The sequence below is a fragment of the Bradyrhizobium sp. UFLA05-108 genome, assembly GCF_059803455.1.
This window is the reverse complement of the sequence record NZ_JBANAZ010000001.1, coordinates 80,598-96,753: the sequence shown is the minus strand read 5'-3', so window position 1 is coordinate 96,753 and position 16,156 is coordinate 80,598. Positions and strand designations below refer to the sequence as shown.

The 16,156-nt window shown below is 60.7% G+C and carries 16 protein-coding genes; 13 read left to right on the top strand and 3 right to left on the bottom strand.

What is annotated here, in order from left to right; translation table 11 throughout:
- Nucleotides 1–63 precede the first annotated feature (63 nt).
- Nucleotides 64–1,644 carry a GGDEF domain-containing protein gene (locus SO140_RS00415; RefSeq protein ID WP_449379794.1) on the bottom strand — a complete coding sequence of 527 codons (1,581 nt, stop codon included), beginning with the start codon at nt 1,642–1,644 and terminating at the stop codon, nt 64–66.
- A gap of 208 nt (nt 1,645–1,852) precedes the next feature.
- A complete protein-coding gene (locus SO140_RS00410) occupies nt 1,853–2,134 on the bottom strand; it encodes a hypothetical protein (protein ID WP_449379793.1) in 282 nt (93 codons plus the stop codon).
- A 112-nt stretch (nt 2,135–2,246) separates the two neighbouring features.
- Here SO140_RS00410 and SO140_RS00405 point away from each other — a divergent pair, with 112 nt between their 5' ends.
- The 13 genes from SO140_RS00405 (at nt 2,247) to SO140_RS00345 (ending at nt 15,005) form a co-directional block, all read left to right on the top strand.
- The gene (locus SO140_RS00405; RefSeq protein WP_449379792.1) at nt 2,247–2,498 is read left to right on the top strand and encodes a hypothetical protein; all 252 of its coding nucleotides are present in this window, start codon (nt 2,247–2,249) and stop codon (nt 2,496–2,498) included.
- 308 nt (nt 2,499–2,806) lie between these two features.
- Nucleotides 2,807–4,111, top strand: coding sequence for a TadE/TadG family type IV pilus assembly protein (locus SO140_RS00400; protein ID WP_449379791.1), 1,305 nt, complete (start codon nt 2,807–2,809; stop codon nt 4,109–4,111).
- Nucleotides 4,112–4,264: 153 nt separating this feature from the next.
- A complete protein-coding gene (locus SO140_RS00395; protein WP_449379790.1) occupies nt 4,265–5,917 on the top strand; it encodes an IclR family transcriptional regulator domain-containing protein in 1,653 nt (550 codons plus the stop codon).
- A gap of 136 nt (nt 5,918–6,053) precedes the next feature.
- Nucleotides 6,054–7,169: a mandelate racemase/muconate lactonizing enzyme family protein gene (locus SO140_RS00390; protein ID WP_498542187.1), complete on the top strand. Its 1,116-nt coding sequence runs from the start codon at nt 6,054–6,056 to the stop codon at nt 7,167–7,169.
- 154 nt (nt 7,170–7,323) lie between these two features.
- On the top strand, nt 7,324–8,055 hold the full coding sequence (locus tag SO140_RS00385) for an RraA family protein (RefSeq protein ID WP_449379788.1): 732 nt from the start codon (nt 7,324–7,326) through the stop codon (nt 8,053–8,055).
- A 4-nt stretch (nt 8,056–8,059) separates the two neighbouring features.
- Nucleotides 8,060–8,533: a nuclear transport factor 2 family protein gene (locus SO140_RS00380; protein ID WP_449379787.1), complete on the top strand. Its 474-nt coding sequence runs from the start codon at nt 8,060–8,062 to the stop codon at nt 8,531–8,533.
- Nucleotides 8,534–8,560: 27 nt separating this feature from the next.
- Nucleotides 8,561–9,358: a shikimate dehydrogenase family protein gene (locus SO140_RS00375; RefSeq protein ID WP_449379786.1), complete on the top strand. Its 798-nt coding sequence runs from the start codon at nt 8,561–8,563 to the stop codon at nt 9,356–9,358.
- A 337-nt stretch (nt 9,359–9,695) separates the two neighbouring features.
- Nucleotides 9,696–10,493, top strand: a complete 798-nt coding sequence (locus tag SO140_RS00370; protein ID WP_449379785.1) for a transporter substrate-binding domain-containing protein — start codon at nt 9,696–9,698, stop codon at nt 10,491–10,493.
- 33 nt (nt 10,494–10,526) lie between these two features.
- A complete protein-coding gene (locus SO140_RS00365; protein ID WP_449379784.1) occupies nt 10,527–11,210 on the top strand; it encodes an amino acid ABC transporter permease in 684 nt (227 codons plus the stop codon).
- Nucleotides 11,211–11,226: 16 nt separating this feature from the next.
- Nucleotides 11,227–11,874, top strand: coding sequence for an amino acid ABC transporter permease (locus SO140_RS00360; protein WP_449379783.1), 648 nt, complete (start codon nt 11,227–11,229; stop codon nt 11,872–11,874).
- Entirely contained in the window at nt 11,858–12,592 is a 735-nt protein-coding gene (locus tag SO140_RS00355; protein ID WP_449379782.1) for an amino acid ABC transporter ATP-binding protein, read from the top strand. The genes SO140_RS00360 and SO140_RS00355 overlap by 17 nt, the downstream gene beginning before the upstream one ends.
- Nucleotides 12,593–12,801: 209 nt before the next feature.
- Nucleotides 12,802–14,592, top strand: a complete 1,791-nt coding sequence (locus tag SO140_RS00350; protein WP_449379781.1) for an adenylate/guanylate cyclase domain-containing protein — start codon at nt 12,802–12,804, stop codon at nt 14,590–14,592.
- Between the two features lie 35 nt (nt 14,593–14,627).
- Nucleotides 14,628–15,005 (top strand): hypothetical protein, encoded by a 378-nt coding sequence (locus tag SO140_RS00345; protein WP_449379780.1) that lies wholly within the window; start codon nt 14,628–14,630, stop codon nt 15,003–15,005.
- A 700-nt stretch (nt 15,006–15,705) separates the two neighbouring features.
- Here the strand turns inward: SO140_RS00345 and SO140_RS00340 are convergent.
- Nucleotides 15,706–16,156 (bottom strand): hypothetical protein (locus tag SO140_RS00340; protein ID WP_498542186.1); only part of this gene is annotated, 451 nt, incomplete at its 5' end.

Sequence of the window (16,156 nt, the reverse complement as noted above, 5' to 3'; positions counted from 1 at the left end):
CCGCGCTCCTCAGGATGAGGAAGAGTGCTTGTGACACGGTAGAAATAGAAGCGACTTCGGCGATCACTCCGCCGCCTTGCTTGCGGGCAGCGGTGGCGACCAGGCAATGCAGCGATTGCGACCTCCGGCCTTGGCCTGGTAGAGCGCGTGATCGGCCGCGCTCATCAACGCATCGGTGCCGGACATGCTGACGCTGGCCTCGGCGATGCCAATGCTCACGGTGACGCCGAACTGGATCTTGTGGGCGGCGATATGCGAGCACATCACGCGCTTGCGGATGCGCTCGGCGACCGTTCTGGCGCGGGACAGGCTGGTCTCGGGCAGGAGAACCGCGAACTCCTCGCCGCCGAGACGGCCGATGATATCAGACTTGCGCTTGCCATCGAGGCATGCGGCAGCGACCGTCTTGATCGCGGCATCGCCGACCGCATGGCCGTAGTGGTCGTTGACCGACTTGAAGTGATCGATGTCGAGCATCAACACCGACACCGAGCGATAGTAGCGCTGGAAGCGACTCCATTCGGCATCGAGGCTTTCCAGGAAATGGCGGCGGTTGAAGAGGCCGGTGAGCGGATCGGTGGTGGCCAGCGTCTCCAGCATCTTGGCCTTTTGCGTAAGATCGGTGATATCGACATAGGTCAGCATGCGGCCGCCATTCGACATCGTCGTGCAATGGGCGCGGATGCGCCTACCGTCCGGCGTCTGAAGGTCACGCACGTGATCGCCGGCCTTGACCTCTTCGACGCGCTTGGCTGGAAATTTTGCGAGTTCGCTTGGGGGCAGATCCGGCGCGCTGGCGCGATGCACGCGCCGCACCAGCGACGCGTAGGCTGGCCGGCCTACTGCCTCCTCGTCGCTGACCTCCCAGAACCGCCGCATCCGCCGGTTCATGAAGCTCGCGTTCAGTTCGGAGTCGAGGAGAAGCACGCCATCCTGGACGTTCTCCAGCGCATCTCGCAATAGCTTCAGCTCGTCGGAGGAGCGCACGATATCGGTGACGGGCGTGTAGGTCAGCATCCGTCCGCCGTCAGGTAACGGCGTGCACTGCACGCGCATGACATCGCCATTGGTTCGGCGCAGATCGACCGGCGTGGGGTCTCCTGCCTCGATCTGGCGAACACGCCTTGCAACGAGCGCATCAAGCTCGGCGGCCGGCACTTCGTAGGCTCCCGTATCCCGTCCGTGATAGAGCAGTGTGAGTATCGAGGGATTGCTGTCGGCGACCTCTTGGGGCAGCCGCCACATCTGGCGGAATGACCGATTGATCAGGCGCGCCCTGAGCTGCGCGTCGAGCAGCACGATGCCGGTCGGCACGTGATCGAGCGCGGCGCGCAGCGCCAGCATCTGGCTACGCATCAAGGCGTCGCCGCGCCGGGTCGGCGCCTCCTCGTTTCTCGCCTCGCCACCAGCCGTGCCGAGCGCGACACCGATCTCGCGATCGGAACGCCAAACCACGCGGCACGCCAGCAACTCGTCGTCCGCAAGCTTCAACTGGAATTGGTCGGGTACGCCAAGACCGGTCTCGAGCTGAAGCGTGGCGCCTTCCTCCGACATGCGGCGCACCACGCAATCGAGCGACGATTGCCCAAAGTTGAAGATAATCTTCCCGGCCAGGAACGTTCGTTCCGGCGTCAAGCGGGGCATCGCAACCTCCCAGACGAAATCTGTTCCAGTCTGCCGCAATGCCCCTTGCGGCAGGATAACGCAGCGGGCGATTTCGCGGGAAAGGCTAACGATCTGTTGACGGGCAACGCTGCCGGGCGAAGGTCGACGCGTGACAAAAGCCTTTGTCCATCAGTGAGTGCAAGAGAAGCCGTAGCACCGTCATCCGGACAATTGCGATGGGTTTGCTTTACCGAAAATCCACCACGCAGGAACTCCGTTGCAAAGTCACCTGACAAGACGGTTTCGGCATCCGCGCGACAAGCGTCGTGATACCGAACAGGCGGTTGCCGTCGTCGTTCATGCGATCGAGCTGGAGCCGCACGATCGGTTGGGTGAGGGGCTGGACCTGTGCCAGGCGGCCAAGCCGCGCCCCGCCGAACGATTGCACGTCGGCGCGGCCGGTGCCCCCTACAATTGCTCGGTGCGGATTGCTTCGTGCAAGTTGGGCCGCGATCGCCCGCAGCGTCAAGCCGCATCTGCAATCTGTGGACTGTCCGGGCGCACGCCGTTACCCTGCCGTGATCGCAACGACACACTCGCCTGCCAGAACCGCGCGATCAGGACCAGAGAGGATGAAAGCAATGAAGACATCACGCCGTGTTTTGTTGGCCGGAATGGCAGGGCTCGTCGCCGCGCCGCAGGCCGCAAGCAGCGCCTTGGCTTCAACCGACGATGTGGTGGACCTGACGATAGCCGAAGAACGCTTCGCCAGGATGATCGCGGCCGCGCACGCGCCCGACATCACCTGCGCACGACAGGCCGAGCGCTTCGCGGAAACGCATTGGCGGGAGTATGTGGCAGCGGCCCGAGCGGTGCTGAGCGCAAGAGGCTGAGCTCTCTTCCTCCTCTTGCGTGAGAAGGTGGCATCGGCTGCCCCCGGCGACTGTTCTGGAGAGACGCTCCACTTCTGCGCTCAAATGAGAGAGCGGCGCTCCAGGACGACTACCGAATCAATCTCAGCAGTACCAAGGGACGATCGGCGCCCACCTTTCCACGTCGATGATTCGATACGCTGTGCCGCGAGTACGCGACACAGTCAGCAACGCTGCGGAAACGTCTCCTCACGCGTTGAGCAACCGACCCGTAAGCATCTGGGCGCTACGTTGAAGCGCTCAATTCTTCGCTTAGGGGGTGCACCAAGTTGACGTTTGCTGCCACGCGTTTTGGTCGCCTGCTCTCGCGTTTCTGCTCCGATCGCCGCGGAAATGTCGTCGTGATCTTCGCCATTACATCACTGCCCGTTCTCGCCGCCGTCGGCGCCGCGGTCGATTACTCCCTCGCAGTGCGGGCCCGAGCCAAGCTGACGGCAGCACTCGACACCGCGGTGCTGGTCGCCACCGCAAAGAGCGAGATCACAAACGCCGCAGCCACGGCACAGAGCGATGCACTGAACACGTATGCCGCGCAGATGTCCGCATACGGCATGACAACGAGCTCAGTGTCCATCACGGTGACAGATACCGTGACCACCCGGACGGCTACCGGCACGGCAACATTGACCGTTTCGAATTATTTCATGGGTCTAGTGGGCTACAAGACCATGACGGTTTCGGCGAGCTCGTCGGCGGCGGCCTCGCTGCCCAGCTATATCGACTTCTACGTGCTGCTCGACAACTCGCCATCGCAGGGGCTTGGCGCGACCACTGCTGATATGACCGCCTTGCAGGCCGCAACTTCCGACAGTTGCGCCTTCGCCTGCCACGACACCTATACGTCGAGCTCCAAAAAGACGAAACAAACCAGCAGCTACTATTCGATCGCGAAGAAGCTCGGCATCACGATGCGGATCGACCTGGTGCGGACCGCAACGCAGTCATTGACGGATACCGCCACATCAAGCGAGCTCGTCAGCAACCAATACCGGATGGCGGTCTACACCATGGGAAGCGATTGCAGCTCCATCGGCCTGACGACGATCTCATCGCTCACGTCGAACCTCTCGTCGGTCAAGACGGCCGTCTCTTCTGTCGACCTGATGACGATTCCCTACACCAACTACAACAACGACATGTGCACCGACTTCGACGGCATTCTGTCCTCGATGAACAGCACGATTCCTACTCCCGGCACCGGAACTGCATCCTCGCCGCAAAAATGGCTATTCTTCATCTCGGACGGTGTGGCCGACTATTATTACCCGTCGAGTTGCTCCGAGACCGTCATCACCTCGTCGGGACGATGCCAGGAGCCGCTCACCACCACGATCTGCGATACAATCAAGAATCGTGGCATCAACATCGCGATCCTCTACACCACGTATCTCGCGATCACCAACAACAGCTGGTACACCACCTACATCGCGCCCTGGCGCAGCTCGATCGCGACCCAGATGAAGGCCTGCGCAACCTCCGGCTATTACTATGAGGTGTCGAGCGACAGCAGCATCAGCGACGCGCTGACGGCGCTGTTTCAGAAGGCCATCTCCTCCGCGCACCTGACGCAGTAGCCGTACCCGCTGGCGGCGCGTCGCAGCTCCGAGCTGGCGCGGCAAAAGCCACCGGCATCCAAGTCCCATGATGTGGGCAGCTCAGTTCAATTGAGCTCTTTGGTGCAGCGCACCAGGCTGGATCGTCTCATCCATTGAAACTAAACTCGAGCCATGCCTGAACGCGAGATCGAGTGGTCGCCAGACCTGATCCATCCCAAGAGCGTCGCCGGAACGGCGCTGCTGGGCAAGGCTTGCGACATCCTCGAATTGATCGGCAGGTCGCCGGGTTCCCTGGATCAAGCGATACTCGCCGAGCAAACCGGCATTCCGCGCGCAACGCTTTACCGCATCCTGGCTGCGCTGATCTCGCGCGGGTTGATCCGCGCCGATCCTCGAACTCAAAATTACACGCTCGGCTTCAACTTCCTCGACTTGGCACAGAACGCGTGGTCGTCGTCGGATCTCGCATCGATCGCCTCCGTTGAACTTCGGCGACTACGCGACTTGACGGGAGAGACAGCCTACCTTGCGGTGCAAGAGGGCAGTCATGTTCTGTCGCTCGGCCGTTTCGAAAGCGTTCATTCCGAACGGTCGAATGCAAGGCTCGGGGCACTGAAACCGATGCATTGCACGAGTCAGGGCAAGTCAATTCTTGCCCATCTCTCGGAGTCTCAGCTCGAGCTGGCGCTGCGCGGCGAGCTCACGAAATTCACGGACAATACGATCTGCGATCCCCAGCAATTGAGGGCTCATCTCGCAATCGTCCGCGCACGCGGTTATGCAATCGACGACGAGGAAATCATCCTCGGCACGCGCTGCGTCGGAACGGCAATTCTGGATCCCGGCGGGAAGCCGTTGGCCGCCATCAGCGTGGCCGGTCCGACGTTCCGCATCACCGCGCAGCGCGCCGAGCAGTTGGGACAAGAGCTCGTTGAAGTCGCAAAGCGAATCTCGGACCTGCTTGCGCCGACGATCAAGAGCGCCCGGCATGCGCCGGACGGTTACAAGGTGTGGACACAAGACGCGGCGTTCATCGGCGCAACGCCTCGCTGGGACCTGCGTACGCGGACATTGGTTTGGGCTGATCTGCTGGCGCCTGCCATCAGGGCGGAGGGCGACAATTCGTACATGATCTCGCTGCAGGCCTTGGCCGAGAGCATCAACTCGATGTGCCTCGTCGAAAATGGCATCGCCTTCTCCGTCGGCAATGATGTCGTCATAGACGATCTATCGGGTCGTCAGGAGCGCATCAAGGGAACGCCAGGTATCTCGCTCAAAGTGCTGCGCGCGTCTCCGGACCGAGAGATTTGGGCCGCCGCATTCGACGTGGAGGCCAACCTCAGCAGGATCGGCCCATGGCGAAAGCAGTCCGGCGTCCAGCCCGCGTTCGAGTTGCAGGGCGAAGTGACCGACATCGCCTTCGCTGGCGAGGCAACGCTGTTCGCGACGCAGCCGCGTCGCCAGTGCATCTACTCCCTGGAACGTAAGACCGGCCGGCGGCGCAAGTTCGCCGACATCCCCAAAGTCGCGGGCGCGCCTTGCGCCCTGGCCGTCGACGAAAACTTCAATCCATGGATCGGGCTGTCCGAGGGCTGGAGCGTGATCAAGCTCAATGACAGCGGAGAAATCGAGCGAACGGTCGCGCTGCCGGTGCCAAACCCGACTGGCATCACATTCGGCGGGAATTCCCTGTCCGAGCTCTTCGTGACGAGCGCACGTGCCGGCCTGTCTCGGGAAAGTCTCACCAAGGCACCCCTGTCCGGTCACCTCTTGTCGATCGACGTCGGCGAGCGCGGCTTCGCAGACTCGATCGCAAGTCTCTAAATCGCGATGAGATTGGGATGAATCGTCATCGCGCTTTGGGTTATTGTTTGAGCATGATCTCCGCGCAAACGCGTTCCGCGTTTGTCGCGAGGGAAAACCGCTTCACACTTTTCCGGATCATGCTCTAGGAGAATTCATGCCCGCCGATCGCGACAGCACCTCCGTGCCAAAAATCGTCTCGCTGCAGACCTTTCCGACAAGAATTCCATTTGCCGACGGCGGAGAGGGCGTGGGCGGCACTCCCTCTCGCTGGCACACGCTCGACATGGTTCTGATTCGGGTTGAAGACGAGGCGGGAAACGTCGGCTGGGGAGACGCCTTCGCCTATTTCTGCCTGGAGGCAGTGAAAGCGGCCGTCGACCACATGATCGCGCCCTTCGTGACGATGGCAAGCATTGACGACATCGCCGCGTGGAACCTGGACGTGCAGCGAAAGCTTCATCTGTTTGGCCGCTACGGCATTACTCTCTTCGCGCTGTCCGGCGTCGACATTGCGCTCTGGGACTTGAAAGCAAAGCGCCAAGGCCTGCCACTCTGGCGCCTGCTGGGAGCTGATGGTCCATCGCACCGTCCCGCCTACGCAAGTCTCGTCAGGTACGGCGACAAGGATCTTGTCGCCAGGCAGTGCGAGCGCGCCCTCGAGCTCGGCTATCGTCACATCAAGCTGCATGAGATCGCACCCGACATCATCAGGCGCGCTCGAGAGGTGATTGGGCCCGACATTCTCCTCATGGTTGATGCCAATTGCGCCTGGTCGATGAAGGAAGCGTTGGCACTGCGCGATACCTTCAGGACGTGCGACGTCCTCTGGGTGGAAGAACCGGTCTTTCCACCTGACGATTATCAAAGCATGGTGGAGATCGAGACGGCTGGCGTCCCCGTCGGAACGGGCGAGAATGCCAGCACAGCCTTCGATTTCAACCGCATCATAAGCGCCGTCACCTATCCGCAGCCGAGCATGACGAAGGTCGGCGGCACGTCGGAGTTTCTCCAGATCCTGGCAGCTTGCAAACGGGCGGGAAAGGTCGCGATGCCACACACGCCGTACTTCGGGCCGGGGTATTTTGCGACGCTGGCGATGCTGCCTCTCGCGTCCGAGGGAACGCTGGTCGAGTTTCTGTTCGTCGAGCCGGAGGCATGGCTCGCCGCGACACCACAACCCACCAACGGCGTCGTGACTGCATCGAGCAGCCACGGAATAGGCTTTGAACCGAGCATCGATGTGATCGAGCGATATGCCGCTCGGACATGATCTCACGATATGAGACATCCCTCCGCTTCCGCAGCCGGTGCATCTTCCTCCAGCGCCAACGAGAGCTATGGTGACTCCAGTCAAGGAGCATTGGCGCCCTGCTTTGAAGGAACCTCCGTCATTCGATCGCTGATCCCTCTGGAGAGAGACCACAATGGCCCCGATTTCAAACCAAACCCTGGATAAGCTGAAGGCTTGTTCGACCGCGACGCTCACCACCCAACTGTTCAAACGCAACTATCGCCAGCAGTTCCTCGTCGGCGTGAAGCCACTCAATCCGAATGCCGGGTCCTTCGCAGGCGAGGCATTCACGCTACGGTTCATTCCGTCGCGCGAAGACAAGGATTGGGATCTCGCGGATCTGCGCAAGCGCGGCGAAGACAACATGCAGTGGGAGGCGGTCGAAGCGATCGGCGCAGGCCAGGTCCTGATGATCGACAGCCGCAACGATCCCCGTGCGGCGTCCGCAGGTAACATGCTGATGACGCGCATGATGCGCAAGGGCGTCGCAGCCGCGATCACCGACGGGGCATTCCGCGACGGGACGGAAATCTCCAGGATGCCCTTTCCCGCCTACTGCACGGCCAACACGGCATCGACACGCCCTGCTTACCATCGCGCTGTCGATATGCAGTTGCCGATCGGCTGTGCCGATGTCGCCGTCTATCCCGGCGACATCATCGTCGGTGACAGCGATGGTGTCGTTGTCGTGCCGCGCACGATCGCCGAAGACTTGGCGAACGATTCCTACGAGCAGGAGCTTCGCGAGAAGTTCTTGTTCACGAAGATCGATGCCGGCGCACCGCTCTGGGGAACCTATCCGCCGAACGAAGCAACGCTGCAGGAATACGCCGAATGGCGTGCCCGTCAGCAGGCGGCGGAGTAAGGCGATGGCCGCGCCGACCAAGGCTCAGCAGGCCGAAGCTCTCATTCGGCGTTACTTCCAGGCCTGCAACGACGCCGACCATAGCGCCCTGATCAATTGCTTCACGAGCGACGCCGTCCACTACTTCCCCCCGGGTCTGCCGGGCGCACCCTGGCGTGGGGCCGAGGCGATCGCGGACGGCTGGGTCTGGTGCGTCAAGACCTTGGGGTCGCGCTGGACGATCGAAAAGGTGCTCGCGAGCGAGAACGGGCACGAAGCCGTCATCGAATGGACGCACTGGAAGACCGCCATCGGCGAGGTCCTCCGCGGCGACGAATGGTACATCTTCAATGATGATATCACGCGCATCGCCGAAATACGGGCTTACTACGCTTCCCCCGTCAACAAGGCCGAGGCGGTAAACAAGCTGCACGAGTTCGACTACGAGGCCAGAGGTTATGCCATGGCGCCGCCCTCGCCGGCGCCGAAATTGTCCTGAGCGGCAAACGGAGCTCGGATCATAGTCGTGGCCCCGGCGATCACAGGAAGAACGCGCGTTCACGCGCTGATCGGTTCACCCATCGCCCAGGTCCTTGCACCGGGCTGGTTGACCGAGCGAATGCGAGAAGCCGGCTATGACGGCGTTCTGGTGCCCCTGCATATCGAGAAGGGCAACCTCGATTCGGCGCTGCCTGTGCTCAAGGCGATGCCGAACATCGACAGCATCCTCATAACCTTGCCGCACAAGTTCGGAGCGGTCGCTCACTGCGATCGTCTGTCGGAGCGTGCTCGCGTGCTTGGCGCGATCAATGCGATGCGTCGCGAGGGCGATGGCCTCTGGTTCGGCGACAATTTCGATGGAGCGGGCCTGACTGCCGGCCTCAAGAAGGCTGGACACACCATAGGCGGAAAGAGCGTGTACATGGTCGGCGCCGGTGGCGCCGGATCATCTATCGGCGTCTCCATGCTGGAGGAAGGCGCACGCCACCTGACGTTTCACGACGTCAACGCCAACAGCCAGAACGCACTGCTCGACAAACTCGGCGCGGCGTACGCGGGCCGAGTCTCCATTGGCAGCACGGTTCCGCAGGATTGCGACATCGTCGTCAACGCGACATCCGCGGGCTTGCGGGACGGCGATCCGCTTCCCATCGACCCGAGCGAGCTCACGTCGCAGATGGTCGTCGCAGACGTCATCACCGATCCGGTGCCGACGAGGTTGCTCGCCGAGGCCGCAAAACGCGGCTGCGCGACGCGCGACGGCACCCACATGCTCGACGGACAAATCGACCTGCTGTTCTCTTTCATGCTCGGCAAGTGCTGAACGGCCAACCGTTATTCGCAAGCGGGGCCAGTGGACTGTGGAGCACCAGTGAAGGCGCTGCTGTCGTTTCCGATTCACCCCTCGCAACGGCAGGATCGGCCGACGCAGTCTCACGAAGTGAGACGACTTTTTCCGAAGGCGAAAGATAAGCTTCTCCTCGGAACCGACGCTCGATAACGTCTCAAACAAACAATCAAAACATCCGATGAGCTTTGGGAGGACGAATTGGAAAAATTCGCTCGAGTTGATCGTCGATACACTTGCGCCGCTTCTCGCTGAGATCAGCGAAACACTTCCACCGGCACTCTGACCGATCATTTCCAATCAGGAGGGACGCATGAAACGTCTTGCAAGGATATTCGCATTCACCATGATCTCGCTTGCGGCGATCAATCAGGCCGCGTCCGCCGACACGCTGGAGAAAATCAAAGCCGCCGGCACGATCCGCATCGCCATTGATCTCAGCGTGCCGCCATGGTCGTTCAAGGACGAGAACCTCAATCCCACGGGGTCGGAGGTCGAGGCGGCCAAGCTGCTGGCATCGGACCTTGGTGTGAAGATGGAGGTCGTCGCAACGAACGGCGCGAACCGCATTCCGTTCCTGCTCTCCAATCGAGCCGACGCCATCATGTCGGCCTTGTCGATCACCGACGAACGCAAGAAGCTGATCGCGTTCTCGCTTCCCTATGCCGGCGCGACGACATTTGTGGCCGCACCGAAGAGCATGGAAATCAGGACCTTCGCCGACCTGTCGGGCAAGCGCATTGCGGTCACGCGCGGGACCACCAACGACGCCGACCTGACCGCGGCGGCGCCCCGCGATGCCCAGATCATCCGCTTCGAAGACGAAGCCACGACCATGACCGCGGTGGTATCGAACCAGGCTGACCTCGTGGCGCAAGTGCCGACCCTGGTCGATCTCATCAACAAGAAGAATCCGGATAAGAATCTCGAACCCAAACTCCCTCTCCGCACCGCTCCCATGGGCGTCGGCATGCGCAAAGAGGACACGGAGCTGAAGCAATGGGTCGACGCGTGGGTCAAAAAGAACATCGCGAACGGGAAACTGCAGGAAATCTTCAGGAAGTTCCAGGGCACGGATCTCCCCAAAGAGGTCGTCGCCGCATCTCAGTGATGTGGTCCCTCACGGTGGAGCAGGCGGAGTTTCATGACATATCAATTCGACTTCGGAGCCGTGCTGGCGTACTGGCCTCTCTTGCTCGAGGGTGTCTGGACGACGCTCCGCCTCACCTTCTTCTCCACCGTGTTCGGGATCCTGATCGGCGCCTTTTGCGCGGTGGTCCGAACCGGCGGACCATCCTGGGCGCGCGCAATCGTCTCGCTTTATGTCGAGTTCATTCGCAATACGCCCCTGCTGGTGCAGTCCTACTTTCTGATCTTTGGCATCGCAAGCCTGGGCATCCGACTGCCGATCCTGGTCGGCGCGACCATCGCCCTGACGGTCAACATCGGCGCTTACACGACCGAGATCGTTCGGGCGGGCATTGACTCGATCCATCGCGGACAGCTCGAAGCGGCGACCTGCCTCGGCCTTTCCCGTGCGCAGACGTATCTGCATGTGGTCATTCGACCTGCCCTTGAGCGCGTCTATCCCGCCCTGTCGAGCCAATATGTGCTGCTGATGCTTGCCTCGAGCATTGTCTCGTCCGTTGGCGTCGAAGAGCTCTTTGGAATGTCAAACCGCATTCAGAGCGAGACATTTCGCAACTTCGAGATCTTCGTCGTGCTTGGAATCATCTACCTGATGCTGGCCGTGCTTGTGCGCGCCGGCTTCACATTGCTGGGGCTCGCGATGTTTCCACGCCGCCGCAAGCTCGGAACTCCTCTTTGAGCGCGGGAAACAGCAAATGAACAGTGCTTTCATCATCTCGTTGCTCAAGGGACTCTGGGGGACCATTGTCCTTAGCTTGCTGACCTTCCTGTTCGGCGGCCTGATCGGTTTCCTCGTCGGGCTCGCCCGCATCTCACCGATTGCCGCGGTCTCGCGCGTGGCGGCTGCCTATATCGAAATCATGCAGGGCCTGCCGCTTCTCGTTCTGATGGGCCTTTGCTTCTACGGCCCGAGCATCTTCGGCTACGATTCCCTGTCGCCGCTCGGGGCTGCCACCTTTGCGCTCACGCTATATGCCAGCGCCTATCTCGGCGAGATCTGGCGTGGATGTATTCAGGCGGTGGCGAAGCCGCAGTGGGAGGCCGCCGAGTGTCTCGGCCTCACCCGCTGGCAGCGCATGACGGCCGTCATCCTGCCGCAGGCGCTGCGGATTGCGATACCCCCGACCGTCGGCTTCATGGTTCAGATCGTGAAGAACACGTCGATTGCTTCGCTGGTCGTCGGCTACGCCGAGCTCTCCTATAACGCCAAGATCATCAACAACGCGACGTTTCAGCCGTTCCTGTATTTCGGGATCGCCGCGCTGATGTACTTCGCGATCTGCTATCCGCTGTCGGTCCAGAGCAGGGCCCTCGAAAGGAAACTCAATGTCGGCCATCGTTGAACTCAAGGACGTCCGCAAGAGCTTCGGCAATCTCGAGGTCCTCAAAGGCGTCACCTTCGAGGTCAACAGGGGCGAGGTCGCTGCGATCATCGGCCAAAGCGGCTCGGGCAAGAGCACGGCGCTTCGCTGCATGGACCGCCTCGAGACGATCCAGGGGGGATCGATGCTGATCTGCGGTCATCAGCTCCACGATGACGGCGTCGACCTGAAGTCGCTGCGCCGTGATGTCGGTATCGTCTTCCAGAGCTACAATCTCTTCCCACACCTGACGGTCGCCCAGAACATCATGCTGGCTCCGCGCATGGTGAAGGGCATCAAGCCGAAAGAAGCGCGCGAGATCGCCGACACGGTGATTTCCAAGGTCGGGCTGCGCGAGAAGATGGATTACTATCCCGAGCAGCTCTCCGGCGGGCAGCAGCAGCGCGTGGCGATCGCCCGCAGCCTCGCCATGGAACCCAAGCTGATGCTGTTCGACGAGGTCACTTCGGCGCTTGACCCGCAGCTCACCGGTGAAGTCCTCCGCGTCATGGAGCAGCTCGCAGCCGACGGAATGACGATGATCCTGGTGACGCATGAGATGGCGTTTGCCCGCAAGGTGGCGGACCGTGTGATCTACATGCGGGACGGCAAGGTCCACGAAATGGGGTCTTCGGACATCCTGCGCACTCCCGCAACGCCCGAACTGGCCACGTTCGTCTCGGAGTCGGCGGAGCACTGACACATAGGCAGTCAACGCCACGTCCATTCCTTGCACCTGCGCAGTACCCCCTGGCCTTCCGATCGCGACGCTCGGAAGAAATTTGGATTTGGGCAACACTTATTCTTTTGACCCTCTTCCAACGGATCGGCATGATGGCTACGCGAGTAACGGGTTTGGCACCCTCCTCTGATCCCCCGTAGAGTGGGCCCTGGGTTGGACTGCATGCCATGGTGCAAGAGCCGCCCATCCGAGTTGAACGTCGGTTGGCGGCGATATTGGCCGCTGACGTTGCGGGCTATTCGCGGCTAATGCACCATGACGAAGAAGCCACGCATGCTAAACTGACAACGCTCCTCGCGGACGGTGTCACGCCCGCAATCTCCACACACGGCGGTCGGATCGTGAAGAATACCGGCGACGGGTTCCTGGCGGAGTTTCCAAGCGCGGTCGAAGCCGTTCGAGCCGCTGTCCAATTCCAAGCCCGCATCGGAGAGCTTACAACCGCCGATCCGGAAGACAGGCGGATAGCTTTCCGTGTCGGCATCAATGTTGGCGACGTGATTATCGAGCCGCACGATGTTTTTGGCGACGATGTAAATATTGCGGCGCGGCTTGAAAGCATCGCCGAACCCGGCGGCATTTGCATTTCGTCCTCTGCCTATGACCACATCCGAGGCAAGATCGGCGCTGAGTTTCTTGACCTGGGTGAGCAAAACCTCAAAAATATTGCCCGCCCGGTCCGCGCCTATGCAGCGGTCGCGCATGGACGCACCCCGATAACACCGGCTGACAGCGTCGGGCCGACCCCGCGTTCGCCGCCTCGTCTTTCCATCGTTGTGCTGCCCTTTGCCAACCTCAGTGGCGATCCCGAGCAGGACTATTTCGTCGATGGAGTGACGGAGAGCCTGACTACGGACTTGTCACGGATCAGCGGCTCATTCGTTATCGGTCGGCACACCGCATTCACGTACAAGGGCAGAGCGGTCGATCTTAAACAGGTCGGCCGCGAGTTAAACGTCCGTTACGCGCTCGAAGGCTCGGTGCAGCGGGGCGGTGATCGGCTTCGGATCAATGTGCAGTTGATCGACACCGAACCCGGCAATCACCTGTGGGCCGAGCGCTTCACTAAGCCAGTCGCGGACCTCTTCGACATACAGGACGAAATCGTATCGCGGCTCGCCAATACACTGAATGCCCAACTCGTTGAGGCCGAAGCGCGACGGGCGGAACGCTCACTGCATCCTGATGTGATGGACCTGTACTTTCAGGGCGTCGCTCGGTTCAACAAGGGGCCGACCCCCGAACACATGGCGCAAGCACGGAGCTTCTTCGAACGTGCCTTGGCTATTGATCCCCAGGGGGTCGGAGCACTGAGCGGCATGGCAATGGTCGATCTGACAATAGGAGCCTACCTACTAACGGATGACCGAGCCGTGCGCTATTCGGCAGCTGAAGAAAATGCGATCAAAGCACTTTCATTAACCCCGGACCATGCAGTGGCTCACTTGATCCTAGGTAACCTCTACATTTCGACAAACCGGGCTACCCAGGGGATTGCCGAGTGCGAGCAGGCGCTAACGCTTGATCGCAATTTGGCTAATGCGCATGGCGTTATCGGGATGGCTAAATACTATCTGGGTCGCGCAGCCGAGACCGAAGGTCATATACTCGACGCTCTCCGTCTTTCTTCCCGCGATATCTTTGCCCACCGGTGGCTGCATTTTGTAGGCGCGGCCAAGGTACAGCTTGGTGCGGACGCAGAAGCCGCCAGTTGGTTCAGGCGAAGCATCGAGGCCAACCGAAATTCTCCTCTCACGCATTTTGGGCTCGCCGCCGCACTAGGTTTGCAGGGCTTCCTTGATGAGGCAAGAACAGTTGCGCGGATTGGACTAGCGCTCAACCCTGGCTTCACCGTCCGCCGCTTGCATGCCTCCAAACCAAGCGACAATCCAACCTTCCTCGCTGGCCGCGAACGCCTGTATACAGGCTTGCGATTGGCTGATGTGCCGGAAGAGTGATGTCCGTAACCAGATAACGCTGCGGAGAAGCTACTATGCGGTTGTCCAAGGTCGCTGCTTTGACGCTTATCGTTGACTGTCTGAGCCTACTGTCCGTGTCTTTGGCGCAGGCCGCTCCCGAATGTTCAGTTTCTGGGACACTGGCGGATTGGGGCGAGAATTCCACCGCCGACATTGACCTCACGTCCGGAGGAAGTTGCCAATTTCCAATCAGAATGCGCGGCACGGTGAGTGGCTCGGACGTCGCTCAAAAGCCGTCACACGGCAAGCTGAAGAGGCTCACCCCGTCAACGTTCGAATACAAAGCGAAGGCCAAATACAAGGGGAGCGATACTTTTGCCATCAAGGCAACGGGTCAGGGGCCGACGGCTTCTGGCACGTCGGTAATCACCGTGCACGCGACGATGAAATAGCGTCCATTGCACGCGCTTGGAGGCGACATGACACATTGGATCGCGGGTGTTGTCGCAACCTTACTGGCAGGTTGTCCCGGCGTCGCGAGCGCGCAGGCGGACTGCACTACGATACCTCGCGGACCGGCGCGCACCGATTGCTACCTCGCTCTAAGTCAGTTCTATCAGGGACAATCCGATCTGGCCGCTGCGAGAGCACGCGCGCAATCAGACGCCGCGTGGTATCGGGCAATTACAGGAATGGACCCTACAAAAGACAAACCGCGTCGTCGGAAATAGGAGGGTACACACGCTGGGCCGATCTTGACACCCCCGCTTGCCACCACGCGCGCTATGTCTCATCCCGTGAAGACAACGAAACGACGCGGGTCACGCAGACTTTGCAGGCCCAAAGCGGGGATCAAATTCAAAGAATATCTTGGATTCAATGAGATATGGGGAAGATGGCGGAGAGAGTGACCGTCGAACACGTCCACGTCCACAGCGGCAGGCAAGCTATCGTAGGCAATGTCCAGGGGGTGGGGTGCTAACTAAATCGGAGGATCAACCCCATGCTCTTGGATATACAAAAGGCGAAGCGTTGCGGAGCGAGAACGCGGACCCGGAAGCCATGCAAGTCGCCGGCAATGGTAAATGCAGGATGCACAGGGGTCCCTCTCCGGGCGCGCCTAAGCGCGCCGGGATTCACTTCCTGCTGGGCCTAATTGCGCAAACCGAAGATTTGTAAGTACGATGGGGCCTGGGCATTTTGCACAGACTGGTCCTGGGCTCGGGCGTCTTGTGCAGGTGGGACCTGTGCCCGTGCAGTTTGCTCCCGCCGGATCTTTTTTTGCGGATTTTGCACGGCCGGTATCTCTGTCCGGGCATGATGGACGGGCCGGACGTGTTGGTGCGTTTGCCTGGACCGAAGCGGTGCTCGGGCATTTTCCGCAACCTGTGCCGGTGCATCTTGAACGGGCTTTACCGGCCTGACCTGTGCCTGCGCATCTTGCTTGGCCGCCCAAGCTTGGAATTGCCTAAACAGGGTTTCAGATGACAGCTCACTATTTCCCGTCTGCCTCTGACGGGTGGCTTCAGACGCGGCAGTAATCTCGTCGCGGCTCGGCGCGTCCTTTGCGGTCGGCGGCAAAGCCTGAGCATCGGCGATAGAT

What these genes read in the sequence shown, in the direction of transcription:
- SO140_RS00380 (WP_449379787.1), top strand. Translation starts at nt 8,060, where the DNA reads ATGGCCGCGCCGACCAAGGCTCAGCAGGCCGAAGCTCTCATTCGGCGT.
- SO140_RS00415 (WP_449379794.1), bottom strand. Translation starts at nt 1,644, where the DNA reads ATGCCCCGCTTGACGCCGGAACGAACGTTCCTGGCCGGGAAGATTATC.
- SO140_RS00385 (WP_449379788.1), top strand. Translation starts at nt 7,324, where the DNA reads ATGGCCCCGATTTCAAACCAAACCCTGGATAAGCTGAAGGCTTGTTCG.
- SO140_RS00350 (WP_449379781.1), top strand. Translation starts at nt 12,802, where the DNA reads ATGGTGCAAGAGCCGCCCATCCGAGTTGAACGTCGGTTGGCGGCGATA.
- SO140_RS00405 (WP_449379792.1), top strand. Translation starts at nt 2,247, where the DNA reads ATGAAGACATCACGCCGTGTTTTGTTGGCCGGAATGGCAGGGCTCGTC.
- SO140_RS00395 (WP_449379790.1), top strand. Translation starts at nt 4,265, where the DNA reads ATGCCTGAACGCGAGATCGAGTGGTCGCCAGACCTGATCCATCCCAAG.
- SO140_RS00390 (WP_498542187.1), top strand. Translation starts at nt 6,054, where the DNA reads ATGCCCGCCGATCGCGACAGCACCTCCGTGCCAAAAATCGTCTCGCTG.
- SO140_RS00370 (WP_449379785.1), top strand. Translation starts at nt 9,696, where the DNA reads ATGAAACGTCTTGCAAGGATATTCGCATTCACCATGATCTCGCTTGCG.
- SO140_RS00360 (WP_449379783.1), top strand. Translation starts at nt 11,227, where the DNA reads ATGAACAGTGCTTTCATCATCTCGTTGCTCAAGGGACTCTGGGGGACC.
- SO140_RS00345 (WP_449379780.1), top strand. Translation starts at nt 14,628, where the DNA reads ATGCGGTTGTCCAAGGTCGCTGCTTTGACGCTTATCGTTGACTGTCTG.
- SO140_RS00355 (WP_449379782.1), top strand. Translation starts at nt 11,858, where the DNA reads ATGTCGGCCATCGTTGAACTCAAGGACGTCCGCAAGAGCTTCGGCAAT.
- SO140_RS00365 (WP_449379784.1), top strand. Translation starts at nt 10,527, where the DNA reads ATGACATATCAATTCGACTTCGGAGCCGTGCTGGCGTACTGGCCTCTC.